Annotated in this window: 22 protein-coding genes and 2 riboswitches; of the genes, 8 read left to right on the top strand and 14 right to left on the bottom strand. The window is 65.2% G+C overall.

Annotation, left to right across the window (positions count from 1 at the left end; all coding sequences use genetic code 11):
- Nucleotides 1–2: 2 nt before the first annotated feature.
- Nucleotides 3–205, bottom strand: a riboswitch (cyclic di-AMP (ydaO/yuaA leader).
- Between the two features lie 191 nt (nucleotides 206–396).
- Entirely contained in the window at nucleotides 397–1,206 is an 810-nt protein-coding gene (locus tag H535_RS0114715; protein WP_026820156.1) for a M23 family metallopeptidase, read from the bottom strand.
- A 2-nt stretch (nucleotides 1,207–1,208) separates the two neighbouring features.
- Nucleotides 1,209–1,437, bottom strand: a riboswitch (cyclic di-AMP (ydaO/yuaA leader).
- Between the two features lie 159 nt (nucleotides 1,438–1,596).
- On the bottom strand, nucleotides 1,597–2,292 hold the full coding sequence (locus H535_RS0114720; RefSeq protein WP_026820157.1) for an iron-dependent transcriptional repressor DtxR: 696 nt from the start codon (nucleotides 2,290–2,292) through the stop codon (nucleotides 1,597–1,599).
- Nucleotides 2,293–2,471: 179 nt separating this feature from the next.
- Here H535_RS0114720 and serC point away from each other — a divergent pair, with 179 nt between their 5' ends.
- A complete protein-coding gene (serC, locus tag H535_RS0114725; RefSeq protein ID WP_026820158.1) occupies nucleotides 2,472–3,599 on the top strand; it encodes a phosphoserine transaminase in 1,128 nt (375 codons plus the stop codon).
- A 36-nt stretch (nucleotides 3,600–3,635) separates the two neighbouring features.
- Here the strand turns inward: serC and H535_RS25730 are convergent, their stop codons facing one another.
- From H535_RS25730 to H535_RS0114740, 3 genes are all read right to left on the bottom strand, one after another.
- Nucleotides 3,636–4,889: an MFS transporter gene (locus H535_RS25730; protein WP_035769764.1), complete on the bottom strand. Its 1,254-nt coding sequence runs from the start codon at nucleotides 4,887–4,889 to the stop codon at nucleotides 3,636–3,638.
- An 80-nt stretch (nucleotides 4,890–4,969) separates the two neighbouring features.
- The gene (locus tag H535_RS30285; protein WP_081416715.1) at nucleotides 4,970–5,704 is read right to left on the bottom strand and encodes a DUF3027 domain-containing protein; all 735 of its coding nucleotides are present in this window, start codon (nucleotides 5,702–5,704) and stop codon (nucleotides 4,970–4,972) included.
- Nucleotides 5,688–6,071: a cold-shock protein gene (locus H535_RS0114740; RefSeq protein ID WP_026820159.1), complete on the bottom strand. Its 384-nt coding sequence runs from the start codon at nucleotides 6,069–6,071 to the stop codon at nucleotides 5,688–5,690. The genes H535_RS30285 and H535_RS0114740 overlap by 17 nt, the downstream gene beginning before the upstream one ends.
- Before the next feature lie 121 nt (nucleotides 6,072–6,192).
- Between H535_RS0114740 and H535_RS30000 the strand changes: the two genes are divergently transcribed.
- From H535_RS30000 to H535_RS0114770, 6 genes are all read left to right on the top strand, one after another.
- Nucleotides 6,193–6,492, top strand: coding sequence for a hypothetical protein (locus H535_RS30000; RefSeq protein WP_035769765.1), 300 nt, complete (start codon nucleotides 6,193–6,195; stop codon nucleotides 6,490–6,492).
- Between the two features lie 78 nt (nucleotides 6,493–6,570).
- The gene (locus H535_RS0114750; RefSeq protein WP_026820161.1) at nucleotides 6,571–9,108 is read left to right on the top strand and encodes a helicase-associated domain-containing protein; all 2,538 of its coding nucleotides are present in this window, start codon (nucleotides 6,571–6,573) and stop codon (nucleotides 9,106–9,108) included.
- Nucleotides 9,105–10,748, top strand: a complete 1,644-nt coding sequence (locus H535_RS0114755) for a DNA repair helicase XPB (protein WP_026820162.1) — start codon at nucleotides 9,105–9,107, stop codon at nucleotides 10,746–10,748. Before H535_RS0114750 ends, H535_RS0114755 begins: the two co-directional genes overlap by 4 nt.
- Nucleotides 10,749–10,841: 93 nt before the next feature.
- On the top strand, nucleotides 10,842–11,561 hold the full coding sequence (locus H535_RS0114760) for a response regulator transcription factor (RefSeq protein WP_026820163.1): 720 nt from the start codon (nucleotides 10,842–10,844) through the stop codon (nucleotides 11,559–11,561).
- A gap of 3 nt (nucleotides 11,562–11,564) precedes the next feature.
- Nucleotides 11,565–13,088 carry a sensor histidine kinase gene (locus H535_RS25750; RefSeq protein WP_051299365.1) on the top strand — a complete coding sequence of 508 codons (1,524 nt, stop codon included), beginning with the start codon at nucleotides 11,565–11,567 and terminating at the stop codon, nucleotides 13,086–13,088.
- Nucleotides 13,089–13,195: 107 nt separating this feature from the next.
- Entirely contained in the window at nucleotides 13,196–13,489 is a 294-nt protein-coding gene (locus H535_RS0114770; protein WP_026820164.1) for a WXG100 family type VII secretion target, read from the top strand.
- Nucleotides 13,490–13,518: 29 nt separating this feature from the next.
- Here H535_RS0114770 and H535_RS0114775 read toward each other — a convergent pair whose 3' ends face one another.
- From H535_RS0114775 to H535_RS0114795, 5 genes are all read right to left on the bottom strand, one after another.
- Nucleotides 13,519–15,246 (bottom strand): threonine/serine exporter family protein, encoded by a 1,728-nt coding sequence (locus tag H535_RS0114775; protein WP_051299367.1) that lies wholly within the window; start codon nucleotides 15,244–15,246, stop codon nucleotides 13,519–13,521.
- A 167-nt stretch (nucleotides 15,247–15,413) separates the two neighbouring features.
- Nucleotides 15,414–17,054, bottom strand: coding sequence for a chaperonin GroEL (groL, locus tag H535_RS0114780; RefSeq protein ID WP_026820166.1), 1,641 nt, complete (start codon nucleotides 17,052–17,054; stop codon nucleotides 15,414–15,416).
- A 249-nt stretch (nucleotides 17,055–17,303) separates the two neighbouring features.
- The gene (locus H535_RS25755) at nucleotides 17,304–18,560 is read right to left on the bottom strand and encodes an ABC transporter substrate-binding protein (protein WP_035769766.1); all 1,257 of its coding nucleotides are present in this window, start codon (nucleotides 18,558–18,560) and stop codon (nucleotides 17,304–17,306) included.
- Between the two features lie 117 nt (nucleotides 18,561–18,677).
- Nucleotides 18,678–19,349, bottom strand: a complete 672-nt coding sequence (locus H535_RS0114790; protein ID WP_026820167.1) for a LytR C-terminal domain-containing protein — start codon at nucleotides 19,347–19,349, stop codon at nucleotides 18,678–18,680.
- A 47-nt stretch (nucleotides 19,350–19,396) separates the two neighbouring features.
- Nucleotides 19,397–19,756 (bottom strand): DUF3263 domain-containing protein, encoded by a 360-nt coding sequence (locus tag H535_RS0114795; RefSeq protein ID WP_425387283.1) that lies wholly within the window; start codon nucleotides 19,754–19,756, stop codon nucleotides 19,397–19,399.
- 94 nt (nucleotides 19,757–19,850) lie between these two features.
- Here H535_RS0114795 and H535_RS0114800 point away from each other — a divergent pair, with 94 nt between their 5' ends.
- Nucleotides 19,851–20,555 carry a uracil-DNA glycosylase gene (locus tag H535_RS0114800; RefSeq protein WP_051299369.1) on the top strand — a complete coding sequence of 235 codons (705 nt, stop codon included), beginning with the start codon at nucleotides 19,851–19,853 and terminating at the stop codon, nucleotides 20,553–20,555.
- Between the two features lie 184 nt (nucleotides 20,556–20,739).
- Here H535_RS0114800 and H535_RS0114805 read toward each other — a convergent pair whose 3' ends face one another.
- The 4 genes from H535_RS0114805 to H535_RS0114820 form a co-directional block, all read right to left on the bottom strand.
- A complete protein-coding gene (locus H535_RS0114805) occupies nucleotides 20,740–22,212 on the bottom strand; it encodes a threonine/serine exporter family protein (RefSeq protein ID WP_026820170.1) in 1,473 nt (490 codons plus the stop codon).
- A gap of 123 nt (nucleotides 22,213–22,335) precedes the next feature.
- Nucleotides 22,336–23,406, bottom strand: a complete 1,071-nt coding sequence (locus tag H535_RS0114810) for a lipid II:glycine glycyltransferase FemX (protein ID WP_026820171.1) — start codon at nucleotides 23,404–23,406, stop codon at nucleotides 22,336–22,338.
- A 115-nt stretch (nucleotides 23,407–23,521) separates the two neighbouring features.
- Nucleotides 23,522–24,541 (bottom strand): cation diffusion facilitator family transporter, encoded by a 1,020-nt coding sequence (locus H535_RS0114815; protein ID WP_026820172.1) that lies wholly within the window; start codon nucleotides 24,539–24,541, stop codon nucleotides 23,522–23,524.
- Between the two features lie 139 nt (nucleotides 24,542–24,680).
- Nucleotides 24,681–25,538 carry an SDR family oxidoreductase gene (locus tag H535_RS0114820; RefSeq protein WP_342667734.1) on the bottom strand — a complete coding sequence of 286 codons (858 nt, stop codon included), beginning with the start codon at nucleotides 25,536–25,538 and terminating at the stop codon, nucleotides 24,681–24,683.
- Nucleotides 25,539–25,564: the final 26 nt, after the last annotated feature.

Here is a 25,564-nt window from a genome sequence, read left to right on the forward strand (position 1 = left end):
GTTTTGCCTCTCCCAATGCCTACGGAGTTAGCTGTCGGGTTCGGATGGGAGCCACCCGGACACACCTGCACAACTCAATCCCGCATGGGATCTGCTGAGGTCCTGTGTGTCTTCACCCCAAGGATTTCGCGGACGAAACCCGCTATCTGGTTCCCCCGTCTCTGCCTGATGATCAATTGCGAACGGACCTTGGAACAGTGGCAGAGTTAGGCAATCTGACCAAGGGCGCCGACACTACTGGACGTCGGCACGCGTTACACGCTACATCACGATAGAATAACTTGTCACATTTCAGTCACGGCGTGGCGCGCGGGGCCTGTGGAGGCTTCTGATTGATAACGAAACCGTCGGGTCAGAGCCCACCCGAAGCCAGCTCAGTACCAGCCCGAAGCCAGCTCAGAGCCAGCCAAGAGGGTCGACTTTTTCGCCCTTGAGCACGACTTCGAAGTGCAAATGGCATCCCGTTGACGCACCGGTCGTCCCGCTCATTCCGACCAGCTGCCCCCTGTCGACCTTCTGGCCCGGCGAAACCGTCATGGAGGACAAGTGGTTGTAGGTCGTCTTCAGGCCACCGCCGTGATCGATTACCACCCGGTTGCCGCCGCCGAGCCGGTGCCAGCCGGCCTTTTCAACAGTCCCGCCGGCAGCTGCCATCACATCGGTGCCGCAGGCTATACCAAAGTCCTGGCCGCTGTGCATTTGCCCGGCGTATCCGGTCAATGGATTCACTCTGTGTCCAAACCCGGATGTCATATCCGAGGCCGTCACCGGCTTATCGAGGGTCCCGTCGGCCGCGGCCGGTTCGATACCTCCGGCAGCTGTGACCACGTTCTGCAGTTTCTCATCCGGATCGGCACCGCTGCCCACGCCGGCACGGTCAAACGTGACACTGGCTGTTGCGGGGGCTGTAACGGTCGAAGACTCGCTGCCGGCAGCTGCCGCCGTCGACACTGTGGAACTGACGGAGGTCTCTGCTTCCGGCGGGGCCAACGAGACCGCGGGCACCGTGACGGCCATGGCCAGGCCGGACGCGGCCACAACGACCGCCGCCCGCTGCCCGAGCCCTTCCACCGACGAGCCGGCGGACCGGGATATCCGGATCAGCTGGTTCCGGTTGCGCCGTGCCGCCCGGTGGGCATCGCGTGGTCGCGCTTCACTGACCGGACCGGACGCGCGGCGTCGCCCGTGTGCCTTATGGCTCGACAAAATAATCCTCTCTCCAGCTGCCTGCGAAGTTAGCTGTCGGGTTCGGGCCGGAGAGCGGCCCGGCCCGGTGCCAACGCGTTCAGCCCGCCTCAGCTGGAGGCCGCAGATACGCCGGTGCCGAGCTTCACCCCAAGGCGAAGCAACGCGCATCAGTGCTGTGCACTGGCGCGCCCATTCACCATCCGGTGGTTCCCCCGCCCCCGCCGTCATCGTTTTCGTCACTGATTCCGCCGGCAGGGCTGGGCATACGGATCAGATGGCACCTCGGCTCCCGGCGCCAGTCACCCACTATAGATGTTGGGATAGCAAAGTCACACTCGGTGACGAAATCACCCGGGCGTGTTGTGGATAACCAGCCTGAAGTTCGCATCAGCCGGCGCCCGGGCCCGGTTATGACATTGAGACAAAAACGTGGGCGGCAACCTCCGGCGGCAGCTCCAGGGCACCTTCAATGCCGGCCACCCTTACCGCAATATACTCGCCGGACTGTTCCACGGTGATTTCGGCACCGGGGCGGATCCCGCCGTCGTCGAGCTGGCCAAGCAGCTCCGGCTCCACCTGAATCGGTTCGGAGAGGCGGCACACCACCACCGTGGAATCGGTGGCGCAGTGGGGCATGGCCTCCACCAGGTTGATCACGCCGTCGGAGAATGATCCCGTGGATTGCCCGCCGATGGCCTCCAAGCCCGGAATGGGGTTGCCGTACGGGGAATCGGTGGGCCGTTCCAGCAGGTCGTAGAGCCGGCGTTCCACCCGTTCGCTCATCACGTGTTCCCATCGGCACGCCTCGTCATGCACATAGGCCCAGTCAAGTCCGATGACGTCGAACAGCAACCGTTCGGCCAGCCGGTGCTTGCGCATCACCTCGGTGGCGCGGCGGCGGCCCAGCTCGGTTAATTCGAGGTGGCGATCGCCGGTGACCACCACCAGTCCGTCGCGCTCCATCCGTCCGATAGTCTGGGATACTGTCGGCCCGGAGTGGCGCAGGCGCTCTGCAATCCGGGCCCGAAGCGCAATGATCTTCTCTTCTTCCAGCTCCAGAATGGTCCGCAGATACATCTCGGTGGTATCGATCAAATCCGTCACAGATGACTCCTTGGATGCGCCGGCGGAAGTAAGACTGCTACCAGCCTAGCTTATTTGGACAGAGTACAGATAATCGCCACGGCCGCCCCGCGTCACGGTTTGGCCGCCGGCTGCCCCGGTGGGCAAAATGTTGTGCACCCACCGCAAACTATCGACGCTACAGTAACGGAGCCGACGACGTGAACGAGAACGCGCTGAATATCCCCAAAGATCTGCTGCCCGGGGACGGACGCTTCGGTGCCGGCCCCTCCAAAGTGCGTCCCGAGCAGGTGCGCGCTCTCGGTGAAGCGGGAACGTCGCTGCTGGGCACCTCCCACCGCCAGGCGCCGGTCAAGAATCTGGTGGGAAGCGTCCGTGAGGGGATCAGCGAACTGTTCTCAGCGCCGGAAGGCTATGAGGTGGTCATCGGCGTCGGCGGCTCCACCGCATTCTGGGATACGGCCGCGTTCGGACTGGTGGAGCAGAAGGCCCAGCACCTGTCCTTCGGGGAATTCGGGGCCAAGTTCGCCAAGGCCACCGACCAGGCCCCCTTCCTGGCGCCGTCGTCCATCATTGAATCGGCACCCGGAACCCGGCCCGCTCCCCGGCCGGAGTCCGGCGTGGACGTTTACGCCTGGCCGCAGAATGAAACGTCCACCGGCGTCGCCGCACCGGTGCAGCGGGTGGAGGGCGCCGACGACGGGTCGCTGATGCTGATCGATGCCACCTCGGCGGCGGGCGGGCTGGACGTCGATGTCAGCGCCTCGGATGTGTACTACTTCGCGCCGCAGAAGAATTTCGCCTCCGACGGCGGCCTGTGGCTGGGCTTGTTTTCCCCGGCCGCGCTGGAACGGGCAGCGAAAATCACCGCAAGCGGCCGCTGGGTTCCTGACTTCCTGAACCTGTCCACCGCCATCGACAATTCGAAGAAGAACCAGACCTACAACACCCCCGCCATCGGCACCTTGGTGAGCCTGGATGCGCAGCTGCAGTGGCTCAACGGAAACGGCGGGCTGCCCTTCGCAACCCGCCGCACAGCGGATTCTGCGGCCCGTTTGTACGACTGGGCGTCCGCTTCCACCGTGGCCACGCCCTTCGTCGCCGATCCTGCGGACCGCTCCAACGTCATCGTCACACTTGATTTCGATGACACGGTCGACGCCGCGCAGGTCGCCAAAGTGCTGCGGGCCAACGGCATCGTCGACGTCGAGCCGTACCGCAAACTCGGCCGTAACCAGTTGCGGGTGGCCACCTTTGTGGCGATCGACCCCGAGGATGTCTCGGCCTTGATCAACTGCATCGACTACGTGATCGAGAACCTGCACTAACCTGCGTTAACCTGCGCTGACCTGCACAACGCCGCTTCAGCTGCCGTCGTAGGAGATATGCAGCTTGCGGGCCGCCGTCCGGTCGAAACGGATCCGCAGGTGCTTGGTCCTGACCACCCAGACCAGCCCGATGACGGCGGCCATGATGCCCGACGCCGCCGCGACGCCCAGCCCCCACCGGGCCCCCATCACATCGGCCACGGCACCGACGACGGGGGCGCCGATCGGCGTTCCGCCCATGAAAATCGCCATGTAGACCGCCATCACCCGCCCCCGCATCACCGGATCCGTCGTCGTCTGCACGTATCCATTGGCGCTGGTCATCAATGTCAGCGCGGCCAGCCCAACCGGCACCAGCGCAATGGCGAACATCCAGTAGTTGGGCGCCAGTGCGGCCAGCAGACACGCCAGTCCAAAGGCACCGGCGGCACCGAAAATAAACCGCAGCCTCGGCCGCTCCCGCCGTGCCGCCAGCAACGCACCGGAGACCGAACCGACGGCCATAATCGAGGACAACAGCCCGAAGGCCCCGGCCGCTTTCCCATACTCGGTCACCGCCATCGAAGCGATGAAGACGGCGAAATTAAACCCGAATGTGCCGACGAGGAAGATCGTGATCAGCACCATCACAATATCCGGCCGGTAACGCACGTAGCGGAACCCCTCGCGAATCCGCCCCTTCCCTTTCGGGGATTTGGGCAGCTTGCGGAGCTTGTCGGAACGGATCTTCAGCAGCGCGACGATCATGGCAGCAAACGTGGCCACGTTAATGATGAAGACCCACCCCGGTCCGACCCAGGCCGTCAGCGCACCGGCGACGGCGGGACCGAGCATCCTGGCGCCATTAAAGGAGGCGGAATTCAGTGCGACGGCGTTCGGCAGGTAATCGTCCTGGACCAGCTCTGAAACAAAGGTCGTCCGCGCGGGTGCGTCGATGGCCGATACCAGACCGAGGGCGAGCGCGAAGCCGTACACATGCCACAGCTCGGCGACGCCGGTAATCACCATCAGCCCGAGCGCCAAGGCCAGGAACGCCATCGACGACTGGGTCGCCATCACCAGTTTCTTCCGGTTGAACGTGTCGGCGATCAGTCCCGACCACGGCACCAGCAGCAACTGCGGACCGAGCTGGAGGGCCATGACGATCCCCATGGCCGACGCGTTTTGTTCGGTGAGGATGTCGTAGACCAGCCAGTCCTGGGCGGTGCGCTGCATCCAGGTGCCGATATTCGACACCAGCGCGCCGACGAACCAGATCCGGAAATTGAGGACGGCCAGGGAGCGGAACATGCCTGCCCGTAGCCTCCTCCTGCTGTCGGTCGGACCGCACGCTGGCGGCGTCGTTGCCTGAATTTGCTGGTACTGAGCGGCTATGCGCCGCCCGAATCACCGTCCCGCCCGGCATCGTCGCCGGACTGTTCGGCTTCGGCCTGCTGCTTCTCTTCGGGGCGGACCCGTTCGGCCCACGGAATCCATTCCGGTGACAGCAGCGAGCGCTCCGACGGCAGCAGTCCCACCTCGGACACGGTCGCGGTCTTGCCCCGGGGCACCCGCGCGAGCACGGCGAACCACTGCCATCCCTTATACCCGCGGACATCGGACTCGAAGAGGTGGGTGACGACCCTGTCGTCCTCGGCCCTCGCACCGGCGTGTTCGCCCACTTGGACCTGGGGGGCAACCTCCAGCACTGCCGTGCGGGCCGTCTCCACATCGGCCGCAAGCAACGCGTCCAATTTGGGAGCACGGCGGCGCTTGGCCGGCTTGGCGGCTTCCGGCCCGGCTGGTTCTGGCTCGGCTGTCTCCGGCCGGGCTGATTCCGGCTTGGCGGCTTCCGGCTTGGCATCCGGTTCTTTGTCCGTATCCGCTGCGGCCAGAGCGGCACTGTCGGCGGCTGGAACGCTGTCGGCGTCGGCGGGGCTTGCGGCGGCTTCGGCGTCCGCGGCTTCGGCGTCCGCGGCCTGTTCGGCCGATTCGACCGCCGCGGCGCGCTCAGCGGCGGCAGCCGTATCCTCCGCCACGGAGTCGTCCGGGGCCGGTTTCGATTCGGGGGCGCTTGCTTTCCGCGCTGATCTTCTCGCCACGAGCTTCTTAAGTGTCCAGATCATCCGCTACAGCCCGCAGCACAGAGGCGACCTTTTTCGCCACCCTCTTGTCCGGGTAACGGCCGTTGCGGAACCCATTGGACACCGAATCCAGCAGCTTGATCAGGTCCTCGGTGATGACGGCCATTTCGTCGGCTGGTTTGCGCTGGGCGCGGGCGACAGACGGCGGGGTATCGAGTATCCGCACGGAGAGCGCCTGGGCGCCCTTGCGTCCTGCGGCGACCCCGAACTCCATCCGGGTGCCGGCCTTGACCTCGGTTGTCCCCGCAGGCAGGGCGGATGCATGCAGGAACACCTCTTCACCGTCTTCGGCTTGCAGGAAGCCGAAGCCCTTCTCAGTGTCGTACCACTTAACCTTGCCGATAGGCACTTGAAACCTCTTCGCTGTTCAAAAGACTGAATACGTACAGGTTATCCCGGCCTGTCCAATCGGCCCGTGTTGTTTCACACTTAGCGAATCGGCAACTATGCCGGCTTGGTACCTTTAACGCATGGTTCCAGCTTCCTCGCCGAATGGCTTTGGCACAGCCCGCACCGGCTCCGCCGCCCAGGATGCGACCGGGCACGATCACGGCACCGGGGCCTTCGCCCGCGCGTTCTCCGCGGTGACCGCTACCGCCGTCGCGCTTGCCGCCGTGTCGATCCTGGCGCTGGTGGTGATCCTCGCCATCAACCTGTCCGGGGGCACGGCGTGGCCGGCCCTGACCTGGGTTCCGATGGCGGGACTGCCGATTGCTTTCGTGCTGATGGCCGTGCTGGTCATTGCCGCGGTCCGCCGGCGCCTCGGTTAGTACAGCCAAGCATCCGGCCCGTCCGTCCCAATGGGCGTGCCCCGGGCCGTCGCCGGCACACGCGGTAACGTTAATCTGATGTCCTCTATCCGTGCCCTGGCAGCTGACCTGGCCGACCGCAGCGACGCGTCGCTGCGGGAACTCTTCGCTGCCCGCCCGGACCTGATTTCCCCGCCGGTGCCGGACTTCGCCGCCTTGGCGGCCCGCGCCTCCACCAGGATCAGCGTGCAACGGGCGCTGGAAGACCTGCCCGTACCGCAAACCCGGGTGCTTGAGGCGGTGCATCTGCTCGCCGACGAAGACACCGGACGCGCCGTTTCCACCTCTGACCTGGATCCCATGATCTCCGGCGTTCCACCGGAGATCATCGACGACATCCTTTCCACCCTCCACCGGTTGGCCCTGACCTTCCGGACGGAGGCCGGCCGCTTCCTGCCCGTGTCCAGCCTCAAGGAAGTGGTCGGCCCCTACCCCCTCGGCCTGGGGCGAAGCTACCAGAACCTTGCGGCCAACCAGCCGGAATTCAACCGCAATGCCGTGGACCTGGTCGCGGCGTTGATCGAATACGGCTATACGGTGGAGCCCGCCGACACTCCACGGGCCGCGGCCGACAGCCTCCAGCGATGGGTTTCGGACCACTGGGAGGCCCTGTTGGCCGCCGCCCCGCCGCAGACCAACGACCTACTCGACCGGTTCCGGCACTCGGCCATCGGAACCGTCCCCCACGCCTCCCGCTCGCAGGAAAATCCGCCGCACTTACAGGAGTCCGGCGGGCCGCTGCGCTGGCTGCTGGCGCGAGGCCTGCTGGTGCCATTGGACGCCGAACATGTGGAACTCCCGCGACCGGTGGGGGCGGCCGCGCGGGGGAATCTGTTCATCGACCACCTGCAGCTGCAGCCGCCCGTTCCGGAGCTGGGCGCTGTGTCCGCGGCCCGGCGGGACAACGCCGCTTATGGGTCTGTGGCCGAGATCCTCCGAGTGCTGGCCGAAATGGTGTCCAGCATCGAGGAGCAGCCGGTCGCCACGGTCCGTTCGGGAGGGGTCGGCGTCCGGGAAGTGCGCCGGCTCAGCGAACGGCTGAGGATTGCCGAACAGCAGACCTCGCTGTTCCTGGAGCTGGCGGCCATGGCGTCGCTGACGTTCCTGGATCCGGATACTTCGCGGTGGGTGGCGGCCCCGCTGGCGGCGAAGTGGCTCGATTCTCCGCGGCCGGAACAATGGGCGCAGGTGGCAGGTGGCTGGCTGGCCAGCGGGCGGGCGCCTTCGCTGGTCGGTGGACAGCTCGCGGGCGGAGCCCTGATCAACCCGCTGTCGGCCGACGTCGCCCGCCCCGAAGCCCCGGCCGTCAGGCGCCGCACCCTGGAGGCTTTGTCCGCGTTAACGGCCGAATACGCCGGCGGCCACGCCGACGGGAAGCTGCCCGTACTGGACGAAGAGTCCGTGCTGGCCCGGATGATCTGGCACCAGCCACGGCTGCGGCTCCGCTTCCACCGGCTGGTTCCCGGGATCCTCAGGGAGGCGGAGCTGCTCGGGCTCACCGGTTCCGGGGCCATCACCGACGTCGGGCAGTCCACTGCAGGCGGCGACCTGCCCGCCGCCGTCGAACAACTGGCCGCCGCGCTGCCCAAACCGGTCGATTACGTGCTGCTGCAAGCCGACCTGACCGCCGTCGCCCCCGGTTACCTGCAGCCCGCGCTCAGCCGTGAACTGGCGCTGCTCTCCGACGCCGAAGGGCAGGGTCCCGCCACCACCTTCCGCTTTTCCGCCTCCTCGATCCGCCGGGCGCTCGACGCCGGACGGGACGGCGCCGGCATCCTTGAATTCCTGCGCGCCCATTCGGCCACCGAAGTGCCGCAACCGTTGATGTACCTGATTAATGACACCGCCTCCCGGCATGGCACGCTGCGGATCGGCGCGGCCGGAAGCTACCTGCGCAGCGACGACGAGGACGCACTGACCGTGCTGATGTCCAACGACGAGGCGTCCCTGCTGGGGCTGCGGCGGCTGGCTCCCACCGTCGTCGTCAGCCGTGCCAGCGCACGGGAAGTGGCGGTGGTGCTTCAGGATTTGGGGCTGGCACCGTTGATCGAGAACGACGACGGCAGCGCAGTGTCCGCCGGTGGCCCTGGTGGCACAGCAGGGGCCACCACTGGTCGGGGCGGCAGCCCCGGTGCCACAGCCCGTGCGGACGGGCCGGCAGGATGGTCGAAGACGGCGGTGGACGTCGAAGACGGCGGTGGGCAGCACCGTTTTGGACACGGAGCGCCGTTTTCGATGTCTCCGGCCGGGAACGCCGGGGCGGCCGGCGACCAGGACGAAGCCGCGGCGTCGCAGATAGCCACGCTGCGCTCGGCGGCACCCGAACGGTCCGTCAGCAGCGGCGAAAGCGGACCGATGCTGAACATGGAGACGCTGAACAAGGCCATTAGGCTGAAGGCGCCAGTGTGCCTGTCAATCGTGGACGCGGCCGGGAATCACATGCAGCAGCGCCTTGTTCCACTCTCGGCCGGTGGTGGCCGGGTGCGTGGCTACGACCCCGGAAAAGAGGTGGAGCGGGTGATATCGATCCACCGTGTGATGGACGTTGAAATGGCTTCAAACCCGGAGGGACGATGACTGACGGACCGCTGATTGTGCAAAGCGACAAGACCATCCTGCTGGAGGTCGACCACGAGCAGGCCACCGAGGCGCGGCATGCGATCGCCGCCTTCGCCGAGCTGGAGCGTGCCCCGGAGCACATGCACAGCTACCGGCTGACACCGCTGGGGCTGTGGAATGCCCGCGCTGCCGGGCTGGACGCCGAACAGGTGCTGGACACCCTGCTGGCCTATTCCCGGTTCCCGGTGCCGCACTCCCTGCTGGTCGACGTCGAAGAGACCATGTCCCGCTACGGCAGGCTGTGGCTGGAGAAGGATGAGCTGCACGGACTGGTGATGCGCACCAACGACCACCCGGTGCTCGAGGAGGTGCTGCACGCCAAGAAGATCGAGCCGTTGCTGGGCCCGCGCATCGACGGCAATACCGTCGTCGTGCACTCCTCCCAGCGCGGCCAGGTCAAGCAGCTGCTGCTCAAGCTCGGGTGGCCGGCCGAGGACTTCGCCGGATATGTCGATGGCGCGCCGCACCCCATCGCCCTGGACGAAACGGACTGGCAGCTGCGCCCCTACCAGAACCTGGCGGTGGAGAATTTCTTTTCCGGCGGTTCCGGGGTCGTAGTGCTGCCCTGCGGTGCCGGCAAGACGCTGGTCGGGGCCGGTGCCATGGCCACCAGCGGCACCACCACGCTGATCCTGGTCACCAACACCGTTGCCGCCCGGCAGTGGAAAGACGAGCTGATCAAGCGGACAACCCTGACCGCCGACGAAATCGGCGAATACACCGGCACCACCAAGGAGGTCCGTCCGGTCACCATCGCCACGTACCAGGTGCTGACCCGCAAACGCGGCGGCCTGTATCCGCATCTGGAGCTGCTGGACGCCAACGACTGGGGCCTGATCATTTACGACGAGGTGCACCTGCTGCCGGCCCCCATCTTCCGGATGACCGCCGATCTGCAGGCGCGCCGCCGCCTGGGATTGACGGCTACCCTGGTGCGCGAGGACGGTCGGGAAGGCGAAGTCTTTTCACTGATCGGACCGAAGCGCTACGACGCGCCGTGGAAAGACATTGAAGCGCAGGGCTACATCGCCCCGGCCGATTGCGTGGAAGTGCGGGTGGACCTGCCCCGCGATGAGCGGGTGGCCTACGCGATGGCTGAGGACGCGGACAAGTACCGGTTATGTTCGACGTCGGAAACCAAGACTTCGGTCGTGGATCAGTTGGTGGCATCGCACGCCGGCGAGCAGTTGCTGGTGATTGGTCAGTACATCGACCAATTGGACGAGGTCGGCGACCGCCTCGATGCGCCGGTGATCAAGGGCGACACCCCGGTGAAGGAGCGGCAGCGGCTGTTCAACGAATTCCGCGCCGGAGCGCTGCAGACCCTGGTGGTGTCCAAGGTGGCCAACTTCTCCATCGACCTGCCCGAGGCCTCGGTGGCGGTCCAGATTTCCGGGTCGTTCGGCTCGCGGCAGGAAGAGGCGCAGCGCCTCGGCAGGCTGCTGCGCCCCAAAGCGGATGGCCGTTCGGCCCGCTTCTACACGATTGTTGCCCGTGACACGCTGGACCAAGAGTACGCCGCGCGGCGGCAGCGGTTCCTGGCCGAGCAGGGGTACGCCTACACCATCATGGATTCGACCGATATCGCAGCAGCGTAATCCCCACGGGGCGGGCAGACGGAACGCGCAGACGGGGCTCACAGACGGGACGCACAAGAGGCGTTCAGCGAATTCCCAGAAACCGGGAGGAATATGGGTAGCGTGAAGAAAACTGATACTGAAGCTAAGTTGCTGGTTGTTGACGACGAACCGAACATCCGGGAGTTATTGGCGACGTCGCTGCGGTTCGCGGGTTTCGACGTCGTCGCCGCCGCCAATGGACGGGACGCGTTGACCGCGGTTGAGGAACACAATCCCGACTTGGCGGTGATGGATGTCATGCTTCCGGACATGGACGGTTTCACCGTCACCAGGAAGCTCCGCGCCACCGGACGGCACTTCCCGGTGCTTTTCCTCACCGCCAAGGACGACACCGAGGACAAGGTCACCGGCTTGACCGTCGGCGGGGACGACTACGTGACCAAGCCATTCAGCCTTGACGAAGTGGTGGCCAGGATCCGTGCGGTACTGCGCCGCACCGCGCCGCTGGAGGAAGACGATGCCATTATCCGGGTCGATGACCTGGAGCTCGACGACGACGCTCATGAAGTGCGTCGAGCCGGCGAGGACATCGACCTCTCCCCCACCGAATTCAAGCTGCTGCGGTACCTGATGCTCAATCCCAACCGGGTGCTGTCCAAGTCGCAGATCCTCGACCATGTATGGGAATACGATTTCAACGGCGACGCCTCGATCGTGGAATCCTACATTTCCTACCTTCGCCGCAAGATTGACGCCGATCCGGATGCGCCGGCGTTGATCCAGACCAAGCGCGGGGTCGGATATTTGCTGCGGACGGCAGAGAAGCGCTAGCCCTTGGTAGCTTTCTGGAGATCGTTCTCGCTGCGCGCCCAGCTGATCACCATCTTGTCTTTGCTGATGGTGGTCGTTGTCGGCGTTACGTGTGCTCTGACCATCTCTTTCCTGCGCGGCTTCCTGATTGAGCAGCTCGACGATAATCTGAGCAACAACAGGCAGGCTGTCTCCAACCGGTTGTTCGGCATGACCGACTCGCAGTCGGTGGAGCTGACCAATTATTACGGTGCGCTGTTCACACCCGGCGGCGAGCAGATCATCGCGTTTGAGTCCGACGATGCGCCGGTGCTTGACCGTCCCACCCTCGCCGAGGTCAAGTCCCTCTCCGGCCGGGCGAGGACTGTTCCCGGCACCGCGGATAACAGTGACGGCTGGCGGGTCCGGATCTACCCGCTGGAAAGCGGAGAGGGCAGTGTTGCCGTTGCGCTGCCGATGGAAGACACCGCCGAGCTGCTCGGCGAAGCCACTGAGCGCATCCTGATTGGCGGGTTATTGGCCACTGCCGTGGCGGCCGGCGTCGCTTATCTTGCAGTCACCCGGGCTTTCAAGCCGCTGACGCGGATGGAGAAGACCGCTGCCGCCATTGCCGCCGGAGACCTGACTCAACGCGTCCGGGTGGAGAACCCGTATACCGAAGTGGGCCGGCTCAGTAAGTCGCTCAATGCGATGCTGGCCCACATTGAAGGCGCCTTCGCCAGCCGATCGGCCTCTGAAAAGAAAATGCGGCAGTTTGTCGCTGACGCGTCCCACGAGCTGCGCACGCCGCTGGTGACCATCCGCGGCTTCTCCGAATTGCACCGCCATGGCGCGCTGCAGACCGAGGAAGACGTGTCGACTGCGATGGTCCGGATCGAGAACGAGGCCAAACGCATGGGGCGGATGGTCGAAGACTTGCTCATGCTGGCCCGGATCGATGAGCAGCGGCCGCTGGAAATGCAGCCCGTTGACCTGTTGCTGCTGGCCAACGACGCTGCGACAGATGCCATGGCGGGAGCGCCTGACCGGCAGATCCGGGTGATTTCGCTCGATGGCGGCTGCCCCTCCAGCGCACCGACGGCAGGCGACGAGCCCCGACTGCGGCAGGTGGTGGGCAACCTGGTGGCCAATGCGCTGCGCTATACGCCCGAGGGGTCGCCGATTGAAATCGCCGTCGGCACTCAACGGGTGATCGACGAGAGGAAAGATTCGATCCTGCAGGTCCGCGACCACGGGCCTGGAATCTCGGAAGAAGAGGCCGGGCGGGTGTTCGAACGGTTCTACCGGGCCGATACCTCCCGGACCCGTGAAACCGGCGGTTCCGGCCTGGGGCTGGCCATCGTTGCGGCAATAGTCGCCCAGCACGACGGAACGGTCCGGCTCGACGACACCGAAGGCGGAGGAGCCACCATGTGGATCCGGTTGCCATACGTGGACCCCCCAGCCGAAACGGGCGAGTCCGGCGAGTCCGGTGAGTCGGATGACGAGACAGCGGAGATCACCGAAGTCACGGATTCCCAGTCCGGGTCCGTGGATTCGGAGCGGTGACCGGCAGGGTTATCCACATCCGGGCCAATGCCCCTCGCGGACGTCGTGTCCGCACCGCTAGCCTCAACTTACATCAACCAATCTGATGCAAGTTCAGGAGGCACATCATGGCACAGTTCAATGTCGACAGCGAAGCACTTCAGGTCAAGAGCGCCGCAGTGCGGGGATCAGTCGAACGGATCCGCGCCGAGGTGGAGACGATGCAACGGTCCCTGCAGGAACTGCAGGGCAGCTGGACCGGTGCCGCTTCCACCACCTTCCAGGGGTTGATCGTGGAGTGGCGCGGCACCCAGGTGAAGGTGGAGTCGTCACTGGAAAGTATCAACACTGCACTGTCTGCCGCTGCCACCCAGTACGCCCAGACGGAGCAGGCAAACACCCGGATGTTCACCGCCGGGTGACAGGGCGCCAGGGGCACCTGCAGTCGACCTTACCGCCTGCGGTTGCGCTTGGCCTCCGGCCCCTCGGCGCCGGTGAACGGCCTCACGAGGGTGTCGCCCAGCACCACTCCGCCCGCAATGGAGAACGTGACCGTCAACGCGTTGAACAGTCCGACGAACGCTTCCACCGAAGCTATGGATTCGACCGTCATGCCATACAAGGACCGGAACAACATCAGCCCCGGCAGCAGGAAGGTCACGCCGGGGACGGCGATGACCAGTTGTGGCACATGCAGCCAGTGGCCGACCAGTCGCGCCCCTATCCCGACGACTGTGGCACCGACGGCCGGCCCCAGCACCGAGCTGGCGCCCAGGGCCAGATAGCCGTTCATCACCAGCAGTCCCGCCAATCCGACTACAGCGGTGGGCAGCACGTATCCCGGTCGGGTTTGCTCCGCCACTGCCAGCGACGAAGTGGCCACCACCAGTAACGCGCCCAGCAGCAGCGGAGGTACCGCAAGGGGCTCCTCGGTCACGTCGATCCGTCCGATCCCCAGCAAGGCCCCCGTGACCACGGCCAGCGCGATACCCGAAACCAGTCCACTGAGTACGAGGAACGCCGAAGAGAACCGGCCGGCCGCTGTCACGGGGAATCCGTTGATCGCATCCTGGGTGGCGGAGATGACTCGTCCGGTGGGCAGCAGCAGGATAATGCCACCGGCAACGATGAATCCGGTGACCACCGGCAAGCCGGTGCTGTACATGGCGATCGCCGTCAGCGTGATCACCATGGCGCAAGCGGCCATGGTGAAGAACTCCGGCAGCCGCCATCGGCCCAACTGGCGCGCCAAAAATTGCGCCATCAAGGTGTTGAAGAAGGCGACCATGCAGCTGAAGAAACCACCGCCGGTAACGCCCGTCAGCGTGGCGCCGGCGAGAGCGCTGGCTCCTATCACTATCCATTTCGGAAATGGTTTGGGGCTGGTCATGATGGTCTGCAGCTTCTGGCTGGCCTCGTCACGACTGATCTTGCCTTCGGAGATTTCCCGCACGAACTGATGTATACGGGCCAGGCCGCCGTAGTTCTGCGACCAGGAACGCACCACGCGCATCATGCTCACAGGTTCGCCGCTGGTATCGGGGTAATTCACCTTCACCGACTGGTTGGTGATATCGACCTCGATGTCCCGCAACCCATAGGCTGCCGCGATGGCTACAATGCTGGATTCGGCATCCAGCGCACCGCCGCCGAATCGGAACATTCCCTCTGCCACGCGCAATGCCAGGTCGATGGTCTCCCGGGAATCGGCATCCGACACCGCGCGGGTCCTGGCCTGCGAATAGGGGCCTCCGGCCAGGTTCTCCACCAACGACCGCGGCTGCCGGGGGAGCTCCCCCTGCACCAGCTTGCGGACCGCGCGGCGTGCGTCAGCATCCGCCGTGCGGACACTCTGGGCAAGCCTGGCCGGCGTGGGACGCCCCCGGGCGGGGCGTTTCGGCGTAGTTGTTCCGGCCTGGTCTGCCAGCTGGGCCGGAGAGGGCCGGCCATGGCCGGCCAGACGTGCCGGAGAGGGCCTGTTTTCCGACAGCGCCGGGGGCTCTTGGCCCTGGTCCGGCGCCGCCGACTGCTGCCCGGACGCCGCAGATTCCTGTGCGGCCAACGCTGGCTGCTGCCCGGATTCCGCCTCCGGGCCGGGGTGGAGAGTATCCGGATCGGGTCGCTGCTTCCCCGCGGATGTCGTATCTGTGGCGTTCTTTCCGGAGGACTTGTCCGCCACAGGCACTCCCTTCCGATCTCGGGCTGAATTTCGGCCAGCAATACTCCTGATTAAGAGACTAGGCGCATCAGGACACCATCCATGTTAACGACGTCGGGGCGTGACACCCATATTGGATGCCACGCCCCGGGCCGAGCCTGCAAGGCTTGGGGAGGGAGTGGGTGGGGCTAGAAGCCGCCCATTCCTCCCATTCCTGCCATTTCGTCGCCGCCACCGGCTCCGCCGCCGGCATTCTTCTCCGGCTTGTCCGCGACCACGGATTCAGTGGTCAGGAACAGGCCGGCGATCGAACCGGCGTTCTGCAGTGCCGAACGGGTCACCTTGACCGGGTCGGCCACGCCGGCGGCCAGCAGATCCTCGTACTCGCCGGTGGCCGCATTCAGGCCGTGGCCAACCTGCAGGCCGCGGACCTTGTCGGCCACCACGCCGGGCTCGAGGCCGGCGTTGAAGGCAATCTGCTTCATCGGAGCGTCGATCGCAACCTTGACGATATTGGCGCCGGTCGCTTCGTCGCCTTCAAGGTTGAGGCCGTTGAACGCGTTGACGCCGGCCTGGATCAGGGACACGCCGCCGCCGGGGACAATGCCTTCTTCCACAGCAGCCTTGGCGTTGCGGACGGCGTCCTCGATACGGTGCTTGCGTTCGTTGAGCTCCACCTCGGTGGCAGCGCCGGCCTTGATGACTGCCACGCCGCCGGCCAGCTTGGCCAGACGCTCCTGCAACTTCTCGCGGTCGTAGTCCGAATCGGAGTTGTCGATCTCCGCGCGGATCTGGTTGACCCGCCCTGAGATCTCGTCTGCGTTGCCTGCGCCTTCGACGATGGTCGTCTCATCCTTGGTGACAACGACCTTGCGTGCCTGGCCCAACATGTCCAGTTCGGCGGTTTCCAGATTCAGGCCGACCTCTTCGGCGATGACCTGGCCGCCGGTGAGGACGGCGATGTCGGCGAGCTGTGCCTTGCGGCGGTCGCCGAAGCCGGGTGCCTTCACCGCAACGGACTTGAAGGTTCCGCGGATCTTATTGACCACCAGAGTGGCCAGACCTTCACCTTCGACGTCTTCGGCAATGATCAGCAGCGGTTTGTTGGTCTGCATGACCTTCTCGAGGATGGTCACCATGTCCTTGACGCTGGAGATCTTCGAGTTGACGATCAGGATGTAGGGATCCTCGAGGACGGCTTCCTGACGGTCGGCGTCGGTGACGAAGTATCCAGAGATGTAGCCCTTGTCGAACCGCATGCCCTCGGTGAGCTCCAGCTCCAGACCGAAGGTGTTGGACTCCTCAACGGTGACGACGCCTTCCTTGCCCACCTTGTCGAGGGCTTCGGCAATCAGGTCGCCAATTGCGTTGTCGCCGGCGGAGATCGAAGCGGTCGCCGCAATCTGTTCGCGGGTCTCGACTTCCTTGGCGGAGGAGAGCAGTTCGTGGTTCACTGCGTCAACGGCCTTGTCGATGCCGCGCTTCAGGCTCAGCGGGTCGGCTCCGGCTGCGACGTTGCGCAGGCCTTCCTTGACCAGAGCCTGGGCGAGGACGGTCGCCGTCGTCGTGCCGTCGCCGGCAATGTCATCAGTCTTCTTGGCGACTTCCTTGACCAGTTCCGCGCCGATCTTCTCGTACGGATCGTCCAGCTCGATCTCCTTGGCGATGGATACACCATCGTTGGTGATCGTCGGAGCGCCCCACTTCTTTTCAAGGACCACATTGCGGCCACGCGGACCGAGGGTGACCTTGACGGCGTCAGCGAGGGTGTTCAGGCCCCGCTCGAGGCCGCGGCGGGCCTCTTCGTCAAATGCAATCATTTTGGCCATAACGGCTGATGTCCCTCCTGGACAGTTTCACTGTCGGCTATAAAGAGCACAGACCTGGCTGCGATGCCCGCGACGGACGAACAAGCAAGCGGCGATCTCGGTACGCCGCCCACAGGTTCTCACCACAGAGGTTTCCTGTTTCACTCCAGCCGCCACTGCTTAGCAGTCAACAGCTGGGAGTGCTAAGCCAAAAATTAGCACTCCCACCCCTTGAGTGCAAGCCGGTGAGGTTATGCACGGGCCCGTCAGCTACCCAGGCTCCGCCGGCAGGCTCGCCCGAATAGTGCCCCCGATCCGGGGCAGGTTGCCGACGCCGTACTCGTAGAACCGGAATTCGGCGGTGATGATGTCGCCGTCGTTATTGAACGTGACCGGACCGGACTCGCCCCGGTAGTCGATGGTCATACCTTGTCCCAGTATTTCCAGGCACCTCGAGTAGGAGCCACACGGCTCCCCCTGCGGGCTGTCCTGGTGGTGTCCGGAGACCTCCTGCAGGTGTGCAGCGATTGATGAGCCGGCGTCGTCACCGGCGTCGGCGGCTGCCAAGGCGGCGAGAACGACGGCGTCATACGCCTCGGCTGCGAACGTCATGTGTCCCAGGTCGGGCGCCAGTTTCAGCAGCCTCCCCTGGAACTCGTTGTCCGGCACACCTCCTGCCAGCACGCCGTGCACACCGCCGAGTGCGCCGTCGGCGAAATCGCCGCCGAAGGCGGCAGTGGCCCCGCTGCCCAGGAACACTGCCGCCGGATCGACTCCGGTTTCCACCAGCCAGCGCAGCGCTTCGCGCGCTTGTTCACGAGCAACAAGGACGACGGCGTCGGCCGCCTCCGCCTCCTGCACGGCCTGGGCCCGACCCTCGGCCAACGGGATCCGCTTGGAACTGATTCCGCGGGTGGCCAGACCGTCCTGGAGCGCTTCGGTCACCGTCGTGGCGTAGGCCGACCCGCCGTGGAGAACCGCGACGCTTCCCGGCGAGGCCCGCCGCACTTGTTGCGCCAGCGCGCGACCTTCCAAGACCCTGGACGGGAACGTGCGGAAGTAATACCCGTCCGACGGGTACCTGCTGAGCGCGGCCGCGCTATTTGCGGGGGAAATCAGCGCAGTCGAGGCATCGCTGAGCAGATCGATCGCGGCCGGCGCCGAGGACGAGTCGGTGGGGCCGATCACGACGTCGGCTCCTGAGTTGATGAAGTCCCGGGCGGCGATGGCGGCTGCTTCGCCAGCCTGGGTCGGCAGTAACTGCACGGGGCTGCCCTCATACCCTCCGGCATCGTTGATGTCCTGGACCGCGAGCCGGGCCGCCGCCCGCTGGGCCTCGTTGAGGAATTTCTGCTCCCCGGTGCTTTCCAGCAGCAGCCCGACCTTCAGTACGCCGTCGCCTCCGGGGTCCGTGTCCGCGGCCCGCACATTGTCCGGAGACTGGCTGCATCCGGCAGCCGTCACGGCCAACCAGCCGGCGAGGGCAGTCGCTCCCGCCGCCTTCACTGCGCGCGTGCGGGCCTGCATGTGCTCTCCCAACCGCCATTTGTGCGCCGGCCAGTGCCCGGCGCTTTCCAGCTACTGTAGGCGCAGGAGGGCGCGGCCGCAGGGATGGCACGCGGTGCGCACCCGTCGAAGTGCCGGTTATTGAGCGGGAACTGATCCGAACCCGGGGCCGAGCACGATCGTCAACGGTTGGCCGAGCACAGATGTGTCGACCAGCCGGTCAATGCCAAGTTGCCCGGCCAGCGCCTGTGCATTGGCCAGCTGTTCCTGGCCGTCATAGAAGATCACGGAGCTGGGCTGAGTCCGCCCGGACCAGTTGCCGGTGAGGGTGACGTTCCACCCATCGGCGCTCAGGCCGCCGGTGACCTCGCCCGCCAGCCCCGGCACCCCGGTATTATTAAGCACGACGACGGCAGTGGACTTATCGATGGCGGCAGTTTCGGATGACGGCGTCGGGCTCGCCGAAGCTGCACCTGAGGGAGTTGCCCCGGTGGTTTCTTCTGTCGGCCCGGTTCCTTCACTGGCGGCATCGGGGCTGCTGGTCTCCCCGGCCGCCCGGGAAGCATCGTCGATTGCCTCTTCCCGGGACGTTTCGGAAGCACCGGAAGCGGCTTGTCCGGTTTGTCCGGACTGCCCGCCGCCTGGCATCAACAGATATGCCGCCACGCCAATGAGCAGCACCACGACCCCGGCAACGATCAGCGGCGCCAGGCCACGGCTCGCCGCAGGCCCCGGACCCGAACGGTGGACTCCCTGGCGTGCTGAGGATTCCGGGACGCGGTCGAACTCGTCCCGCGGATAATTGCTCATGCTTCGCTGGTGTCCTTGTGCTTGGTCAATGGTCCGGCCTGCGTCCTTTACGCTTCATTCCCCAGCCGCCGGGCGGTCCTGGCGCGCTGGCGGGACGTACGCAGTCTACGCAATCTCTTCACCAGCATCGGATCGTGGGCGAGCGCGGCTTCCGTGTCGATCAGCGCGTTGAGGATCTGGTAGTAGTGCGTGGCGGACAGGTCGAACAGGTCGCGGATCGCCTGCTCCTTGGCACCGGCGTACTTCCACCACTGCCGCTCCAGCGAGAGCATCCGCTGATCCCGTTCGCTCAATGGGCTCTGCGGGTCAAGGTCAGTCTCCAGCGAGAAGGCGGTGCCGGTGTGTGCCGGGCCGTTAACTGCCGGATCCGCACCGGATGCCTCAGCTGCTCCCACGACACACTCCATTCCATCTTCCGCCAATGAGCTACTCCCCCATGGTAATTGCGAATCACACCGTTGTCATTCACGTCCCCGCCAGGCGGTCGTCCAGAATGGAGGGATGAACGACGACGGGATTGACGTTGCAACCGGCCCGGCCCCTCTGGCCGACGTGATGGCGGCGGACTGGGCGGCCGCGCTGGCCCCGGTCGAGGCTGACATTCACGCCATGGGAGAGTTCCTTCGCGGCGAATTGCGCCAAGGTTACCAATACCTGCCCGCCGGAGGACACGTGCTGCGGGCCTTTCAGCGCCCCCTGGCCGAGGTGAAGGTGCTGATCGTCGGCCAGGACCCCTACCCCACTCCCGGGCATTCCATGGGGCTGGCCTTCTCCGTGGAACGGCAGGTGCGTCCAGTGCCCCGGAGCCTGAACAACATGTACAAGGAACTGCACGCGGACCTGGGCATTGAACCAGCCGCCCACGGCGACCTCAGCGCCTGGAGCGACCAAGGAGTGCTGCTGCTGAACCGGGTGCTCACGGTCCGGCCGGGCGAAGCCGGTTCCCACCGGAGGAAGGGCTGGGAGGCCATTACCGAAGCCGCCATCCGGACGCTGGTGGCCCGCCGGCAGCCGCTGGTTGCCATTCTGTGGGGCCGTGACGCCCGCAATCTGACCCCGCTGCTGGGCCAGACACCCCGGATCGAGTCGGCCCACCCCAGTCCGCTGTCGGCGTCCCGGGGGTTCTTCGGCTCCCGGCCGTTCAGCAGGGCCAATGAGCTGCTTCAGGCCCAGGGTACGGGTCCGGTCGACTGGCGGCTGGGATAGCAGCTCCCGGTACAACGGACATCACCCGGCTTATCGCGGAGGGTCTGCGCAGCTGGGGGTCTGCCTTGTTCGGCTGGGGAGTAAACCGCGCCCGTTCAGGTGCAAACGGCCCGTTTTCGGCCCCGCTTACTCCCCGCAGGAACACCGGGTCGCTCCGTGTCAGGGTGCAGGACCATCAGGACCATCACCGGCGTCGGCCGCGGCGCCTTTCATTAGCACCCAGGCCGCGAGTGATCGGATTGGCCAGATTGTCGCCCAGCACCACACCGCCGGCAATCGCCAGGATCACGGTCAGGGCGTTGAAAATCCCCAGCGGACCGTTGAGGCTGCCGGTCGATTCAATGGTGAACACGTACATCGCCCGGAAAATCAGCAGCCCCGGCAGCAGGTAGAGCACAGCCGGCACGGCGACCACCAGCTGCGGGGACTGCAACCGCAGCGCCACGATGCGGGCGGCGAAGCCGATGACGACGGCCGCGATCGCCGGAGCCAGCCTGCTTCCGATGCCTACGGTCATCGCCAGGGTGAACACGAAGTAGCCAAGGACTGCCACAAGACCGGTGGGCAGCAGCAGGCTGACCTTGCTCTGTTCGATCAAGGCGATCATCGAACCGGCCACCAGCACCAGCAGTGTCACCAGCCAGAAATTGTAGACGGGCGAGGAATCCGTCGTGACGTCGAGCCGCGGCAGGCCCAGCAGCACACCGGCGACCAGCCCCACCGAAATCCCCGCGACCACAGCGCCGAAGGTCAGGAAGGCGGAAAGCAAACGGCCGGCCGCAGTGACCGGATAGCCGTTGATCGCATCCTGCACCGCGGATACCAGGCGGCCGGAAGGCAGCAGCAGCAGGATCCCGCCGGCGATCACCAGTCCGGGCGAGATCGGCATGTTGGCCCACCAGCACACCAGCGCGATAAACGTCACGATCGCCGAGCCGGCCGCCGTCGTGAAGAATTCCGGCACCCGCCATTTGCCCAGCTGACGGGTCATCAGGCTGACCAGGATAGTGCTGCCGAAGGCCACCGCCGAGGCGGTCATGCCACCGCCGATAATCGCCACGATGACGGCTCCGAAGATTCCGACGGCGGCGGTGACCATCCACTTGGCGTAGGGCTTGGGCCGGGTGGTGATTTCGGACAGCCTGTTGGCGGCCTCGCCGCGGCCCATGTCACCATCGATGATCTCGGTGACCAGCTGGTGCACCAATGACAGTCCGGCGTAGTTGTTGGTCCACGACCTCACCACCCGCATCACGGTGATCGGCGTGCGGTCACGGGGTGCGTAGTTGATGACCACCGACTGGTTGGTGATATCCACCTCGACGTTCCGCAGGCCCAGAGAGGCGGTGACGGCGATAATGCTCGTTTCGACTTCCAACGCACCGGCGCCGTAGCGGAACATCGATTCGGCCAGGTTCAGCGCAAAATCGAGGGTCTTGCGGGCGTTGGCATCGACGCCACCGACTTGGATAGTTGGATTGGCGTACGGGCTGCCGGCCAGCCGGTCGACGAGGCTCATTGGGGCCGTAGGCGGCGACTCCCCCTGGACCAGCTTGCGCAGCATTTGGCGGGCAGGGTAATTGCTGCGCGGCGCCGAGACGGTCTGCAGCGGCCGGGTGCCGCCGGTGACCGGATTCGCGTCCTGAGGGCTCGCCATTTTGTCGGGGGCGGGCCGCTTGCCCTTCCTGGCGCGGCTGGGTGTCTTGTCCTCCAACAACCCCTCCTCAGTGCTGCTTGGTGCACCGGAGCCACGACTCACCGCCGGTGCGGCCGCTCCAGGTCAGTAGAACGGCTGACGATATTTGCGCCAGTACAACTGCCGCGCGACGCGTTCACCGATGCTGTTGAAAACACGGTACTTCACGCCACTGATCACGTAGTCGTAACAACCTACGAAATCGGTGACAGTCTTAGTGAAGCTGGTCTTGAACAATCCCAGTCCATACTGCGGATGGTCCTTGTCCTTGCGCTTGGCGGCCGGTGGCGTCCCACAGAAATCATACTCTGTCACGCCCAGTTCCTTCAGCTGTTTGATGGCCTCCCATTGCAGCAGATGGGAATCGCCGTACTGCGACCTGCGCGGGGTCGAACCGCCGTCCTTATAGGTGCCTTTATGGCCGTATTGGATGACGAACGCCCCGACTGACGGTTTACCGTCCTCGTAGACGAACAGCAGCCGCCCGTATCCGGCGTCGACGAACTGTTGCCAGAAGTGCCTGTAGTAACCGTAGGAACGCAGCGTCGCCGTCAGCTGCCCCTGCTTCGCCTGGCCCATCAGTTCATACATGGCGCGGAAGTTCGCTTCAGTGGGCTCCATAGTGCGGACTTCGACGCCTTCGCGCTGTGCCCGGCGGATGGCGTTGCGGCCGCGCGAGTGCAGGTTCTTCAGCAGCTCTTCGGAATCGGGGCTGACGTCAAGCAGCGCCGTGGAATCGTTGGGCTGGATATTGAACGTGTCAACCAGCCCGGCCCGTCTCAACATGGCACGGACCTGCTCGCCGGCGACGATGTCGGGCTCGACCTTGATGGCGAATACGTTGAGCTTCAGCCGCTTGACCATGGCCTCGCCCGCGGCCAGCATATCCGGCACGTCGTCCGGGTCAGCAACGCCCGGGCCCTTGATCATGTACCAGAGGCTGCCCAGCAGCGGAAAGGTCTTCTCCAGCACCAGGTTGTAGCTGGTATAGCTGCCCTCGAACACCACGTACACCGGTTTCCAGCCTTGCCTGCCCTTGACTGCCGCGAAGGGTTTCGACTGGAGCATGTTGCCCCCGTTGGGGTTGGCCGTCACGTGGGCATCCCAGTTGGCGATTTCGTCCGCAGTGGCCAGGCGGGCAGAAAATTCGGGCACAGTTCCTCACTTCGCGACTATGGGGCAAATGACGGCGTGGCGGCACGCGGCGGCAGTTCTTCCTTCGCCTGCTAACTCTACTAGGTGCCGGACACCGGGCTGCGGCGGGACCGGCTTATCGCTCCCCGCCGGAGGCCGTCAGCCCGGGCAGGAATTCCCGTGGCAGCTCGGGTACGGGGACAATGACCATATCCTGGACCTTCCAGTCCATGTTGGTGCAGGCTTCACGGGCGTCGATAAGACGCGCCATCGGCGGAGGCCTGCCCGCGGCAGTCACCACGAAAGACTCAACGTGGAATACGTGCCCTTCGTCGCGGATACGCGATTTGGCCTCCACCACCCAGTCAAGACCGGTCAGGTACGTATCGATCCTGTCGGCGATCGGGTGGGGTTCTGCGTCGTCATATGTCCGCGCCTTCGTATCGATCAGCCCGCCGACGGCGCCGCGGAGGTTCTTAATCCCGTCGCGGAGAATGCTGATGGAGATGATCAACGCCGCGACCGCGTCAGCCCACCACAGCCCCAGACCGATCCCGAACACGCCAACCGCCGCCGCCAGCGCCGTCATCCAGTCGGCCTTGTTCATATCAGCATCGGCGTACAGCACCTTGTCGTGCAGCTGCTTGGCCAGCTTCATCTTGGCGTGCCCCAGGAAAACCGGGACGATGCCGGTCATCGCCATCACACCGATCATCAACCATCCCAGCCAGAAGACCTGTCCGAATAGTTCGATCCCGCCAATGGGAGGGTGCTCTGCCTTGATCAGGCCAAGACCCGAGTCCACAATCAGGTAGGTGCCCATCACCACCAGCGCGACTGCGGCAACCAGATGGGCGATGCCAACCGCTCGGTGATAACCGTAGGGGTGCCGCTCAGTGGGACGGCGCCGGATGATCCTGGTGGCCACGAGGAAGGCGATGGGTGGCAGGAAAGAGAGCAGGTCTTCGATCCATGCGGCTTTCATGGCTTGTGAACTTCCCAGCACCAGGAAGACCACGAAGGTGGTCACCGCCAGATAGGCGATGGTGAGCCACTCCAGCTTGACGGCTTTGCTCAGTGCCTTGCTTTGCTCCGGCGGCAGCTCGGTGTGGCCGAACCTGGCCGCATCATCGGCAGAACCACCAGACTTGCCCACCCGACGCACCTCCCGGCTCACGCTTCCGCCGGGCATGGCCGACGGAACCAGCAACAGTAAACGCTGCTTGGCACTCTAGCAGAATTACTCAGCAGGCTTTCTATGACGAGCCGAAATTTAATTCATGGCATGGCCGGGCTTATCGACTGGAGCCGGCCAGAAAGTCGCTCAGGCTCAGCGGCGCCGAACCCGTGACCTTTTCGACGTCCTGCGTGACGCCGTCGAGCTCCCCCTTGCCCACAGCGGTATAGGTGCTGACCCACGCGTCATACTGCCACGGCGGCGCGTCCCACTTCTTCCGGGACTCGTAGGCCTCGTCCACACTCTCGTTGTGGAACCGGACCTGCCGGCTGGTTGCCTCGCCGAGGGCGTCCGCTATTTCGGCAAAAGTCAGCGATTCGGGCCCGGTCAGATTGTAGGTTGCGCCCCGGTGCCCGTCCGGATCCTGCAGCACAGCGGCGGCAACGGCCGCGACGTCGTCCCTGGCCACCGCGGCCATCCGGCCCGAACCGCCGGGTCCGCGGATGACGCCGTCGTCCCCGGCCCATAACGGCATTATGTCCTGATAGAAGTTGTTCCGCAGGAACGTGTAACCCAGGCCGCTGGCACGGATGTACTCTTCCGTCGCCCAGTGCTCCCGGGCGAAGGTGAAGGTCGCGTCTTCGGAGGCGCCGAAGAAGGATGTATAGACGATATGTTCGACGCCGGCATCCGCTGCCGCGTCGATGAACGTGTGCTGCTGGTGCAGCCGGTTTTCGGTTTCGGTGGCCGAGACCATGAACAGCACCCGCACGCCGGACAGGGCGGACTCCGCCGACTCGCGGTCCCCATATTCAGCCCGCACGGTCGCCCCGCCCGGCAATACCGGAGCCCGGGACACGTCACGCACCGGGAGCCGCTGCCTCACTGACGCGTCCGACAGTATCCTGGCAACGCGCCCGCCTACGGCACCAGTGGACCCTGTGACCGCAATGTCCGCTACCCGTTCAACCATCATCAGCACTCTCCTTCCGGTGTTTCAGT

It is taken from the genome of Arthrobacter castelli DSM 16402 (genome assembly GCF_000430705.1).
In the GTDB taxonomy this organism is placed as follows: Bacteria; Actinomycetota; Actinomycetes; order Actinomycetales; family Micrococcaceae; genus Arthrobacter_C; species Arthrobacter_C castelli.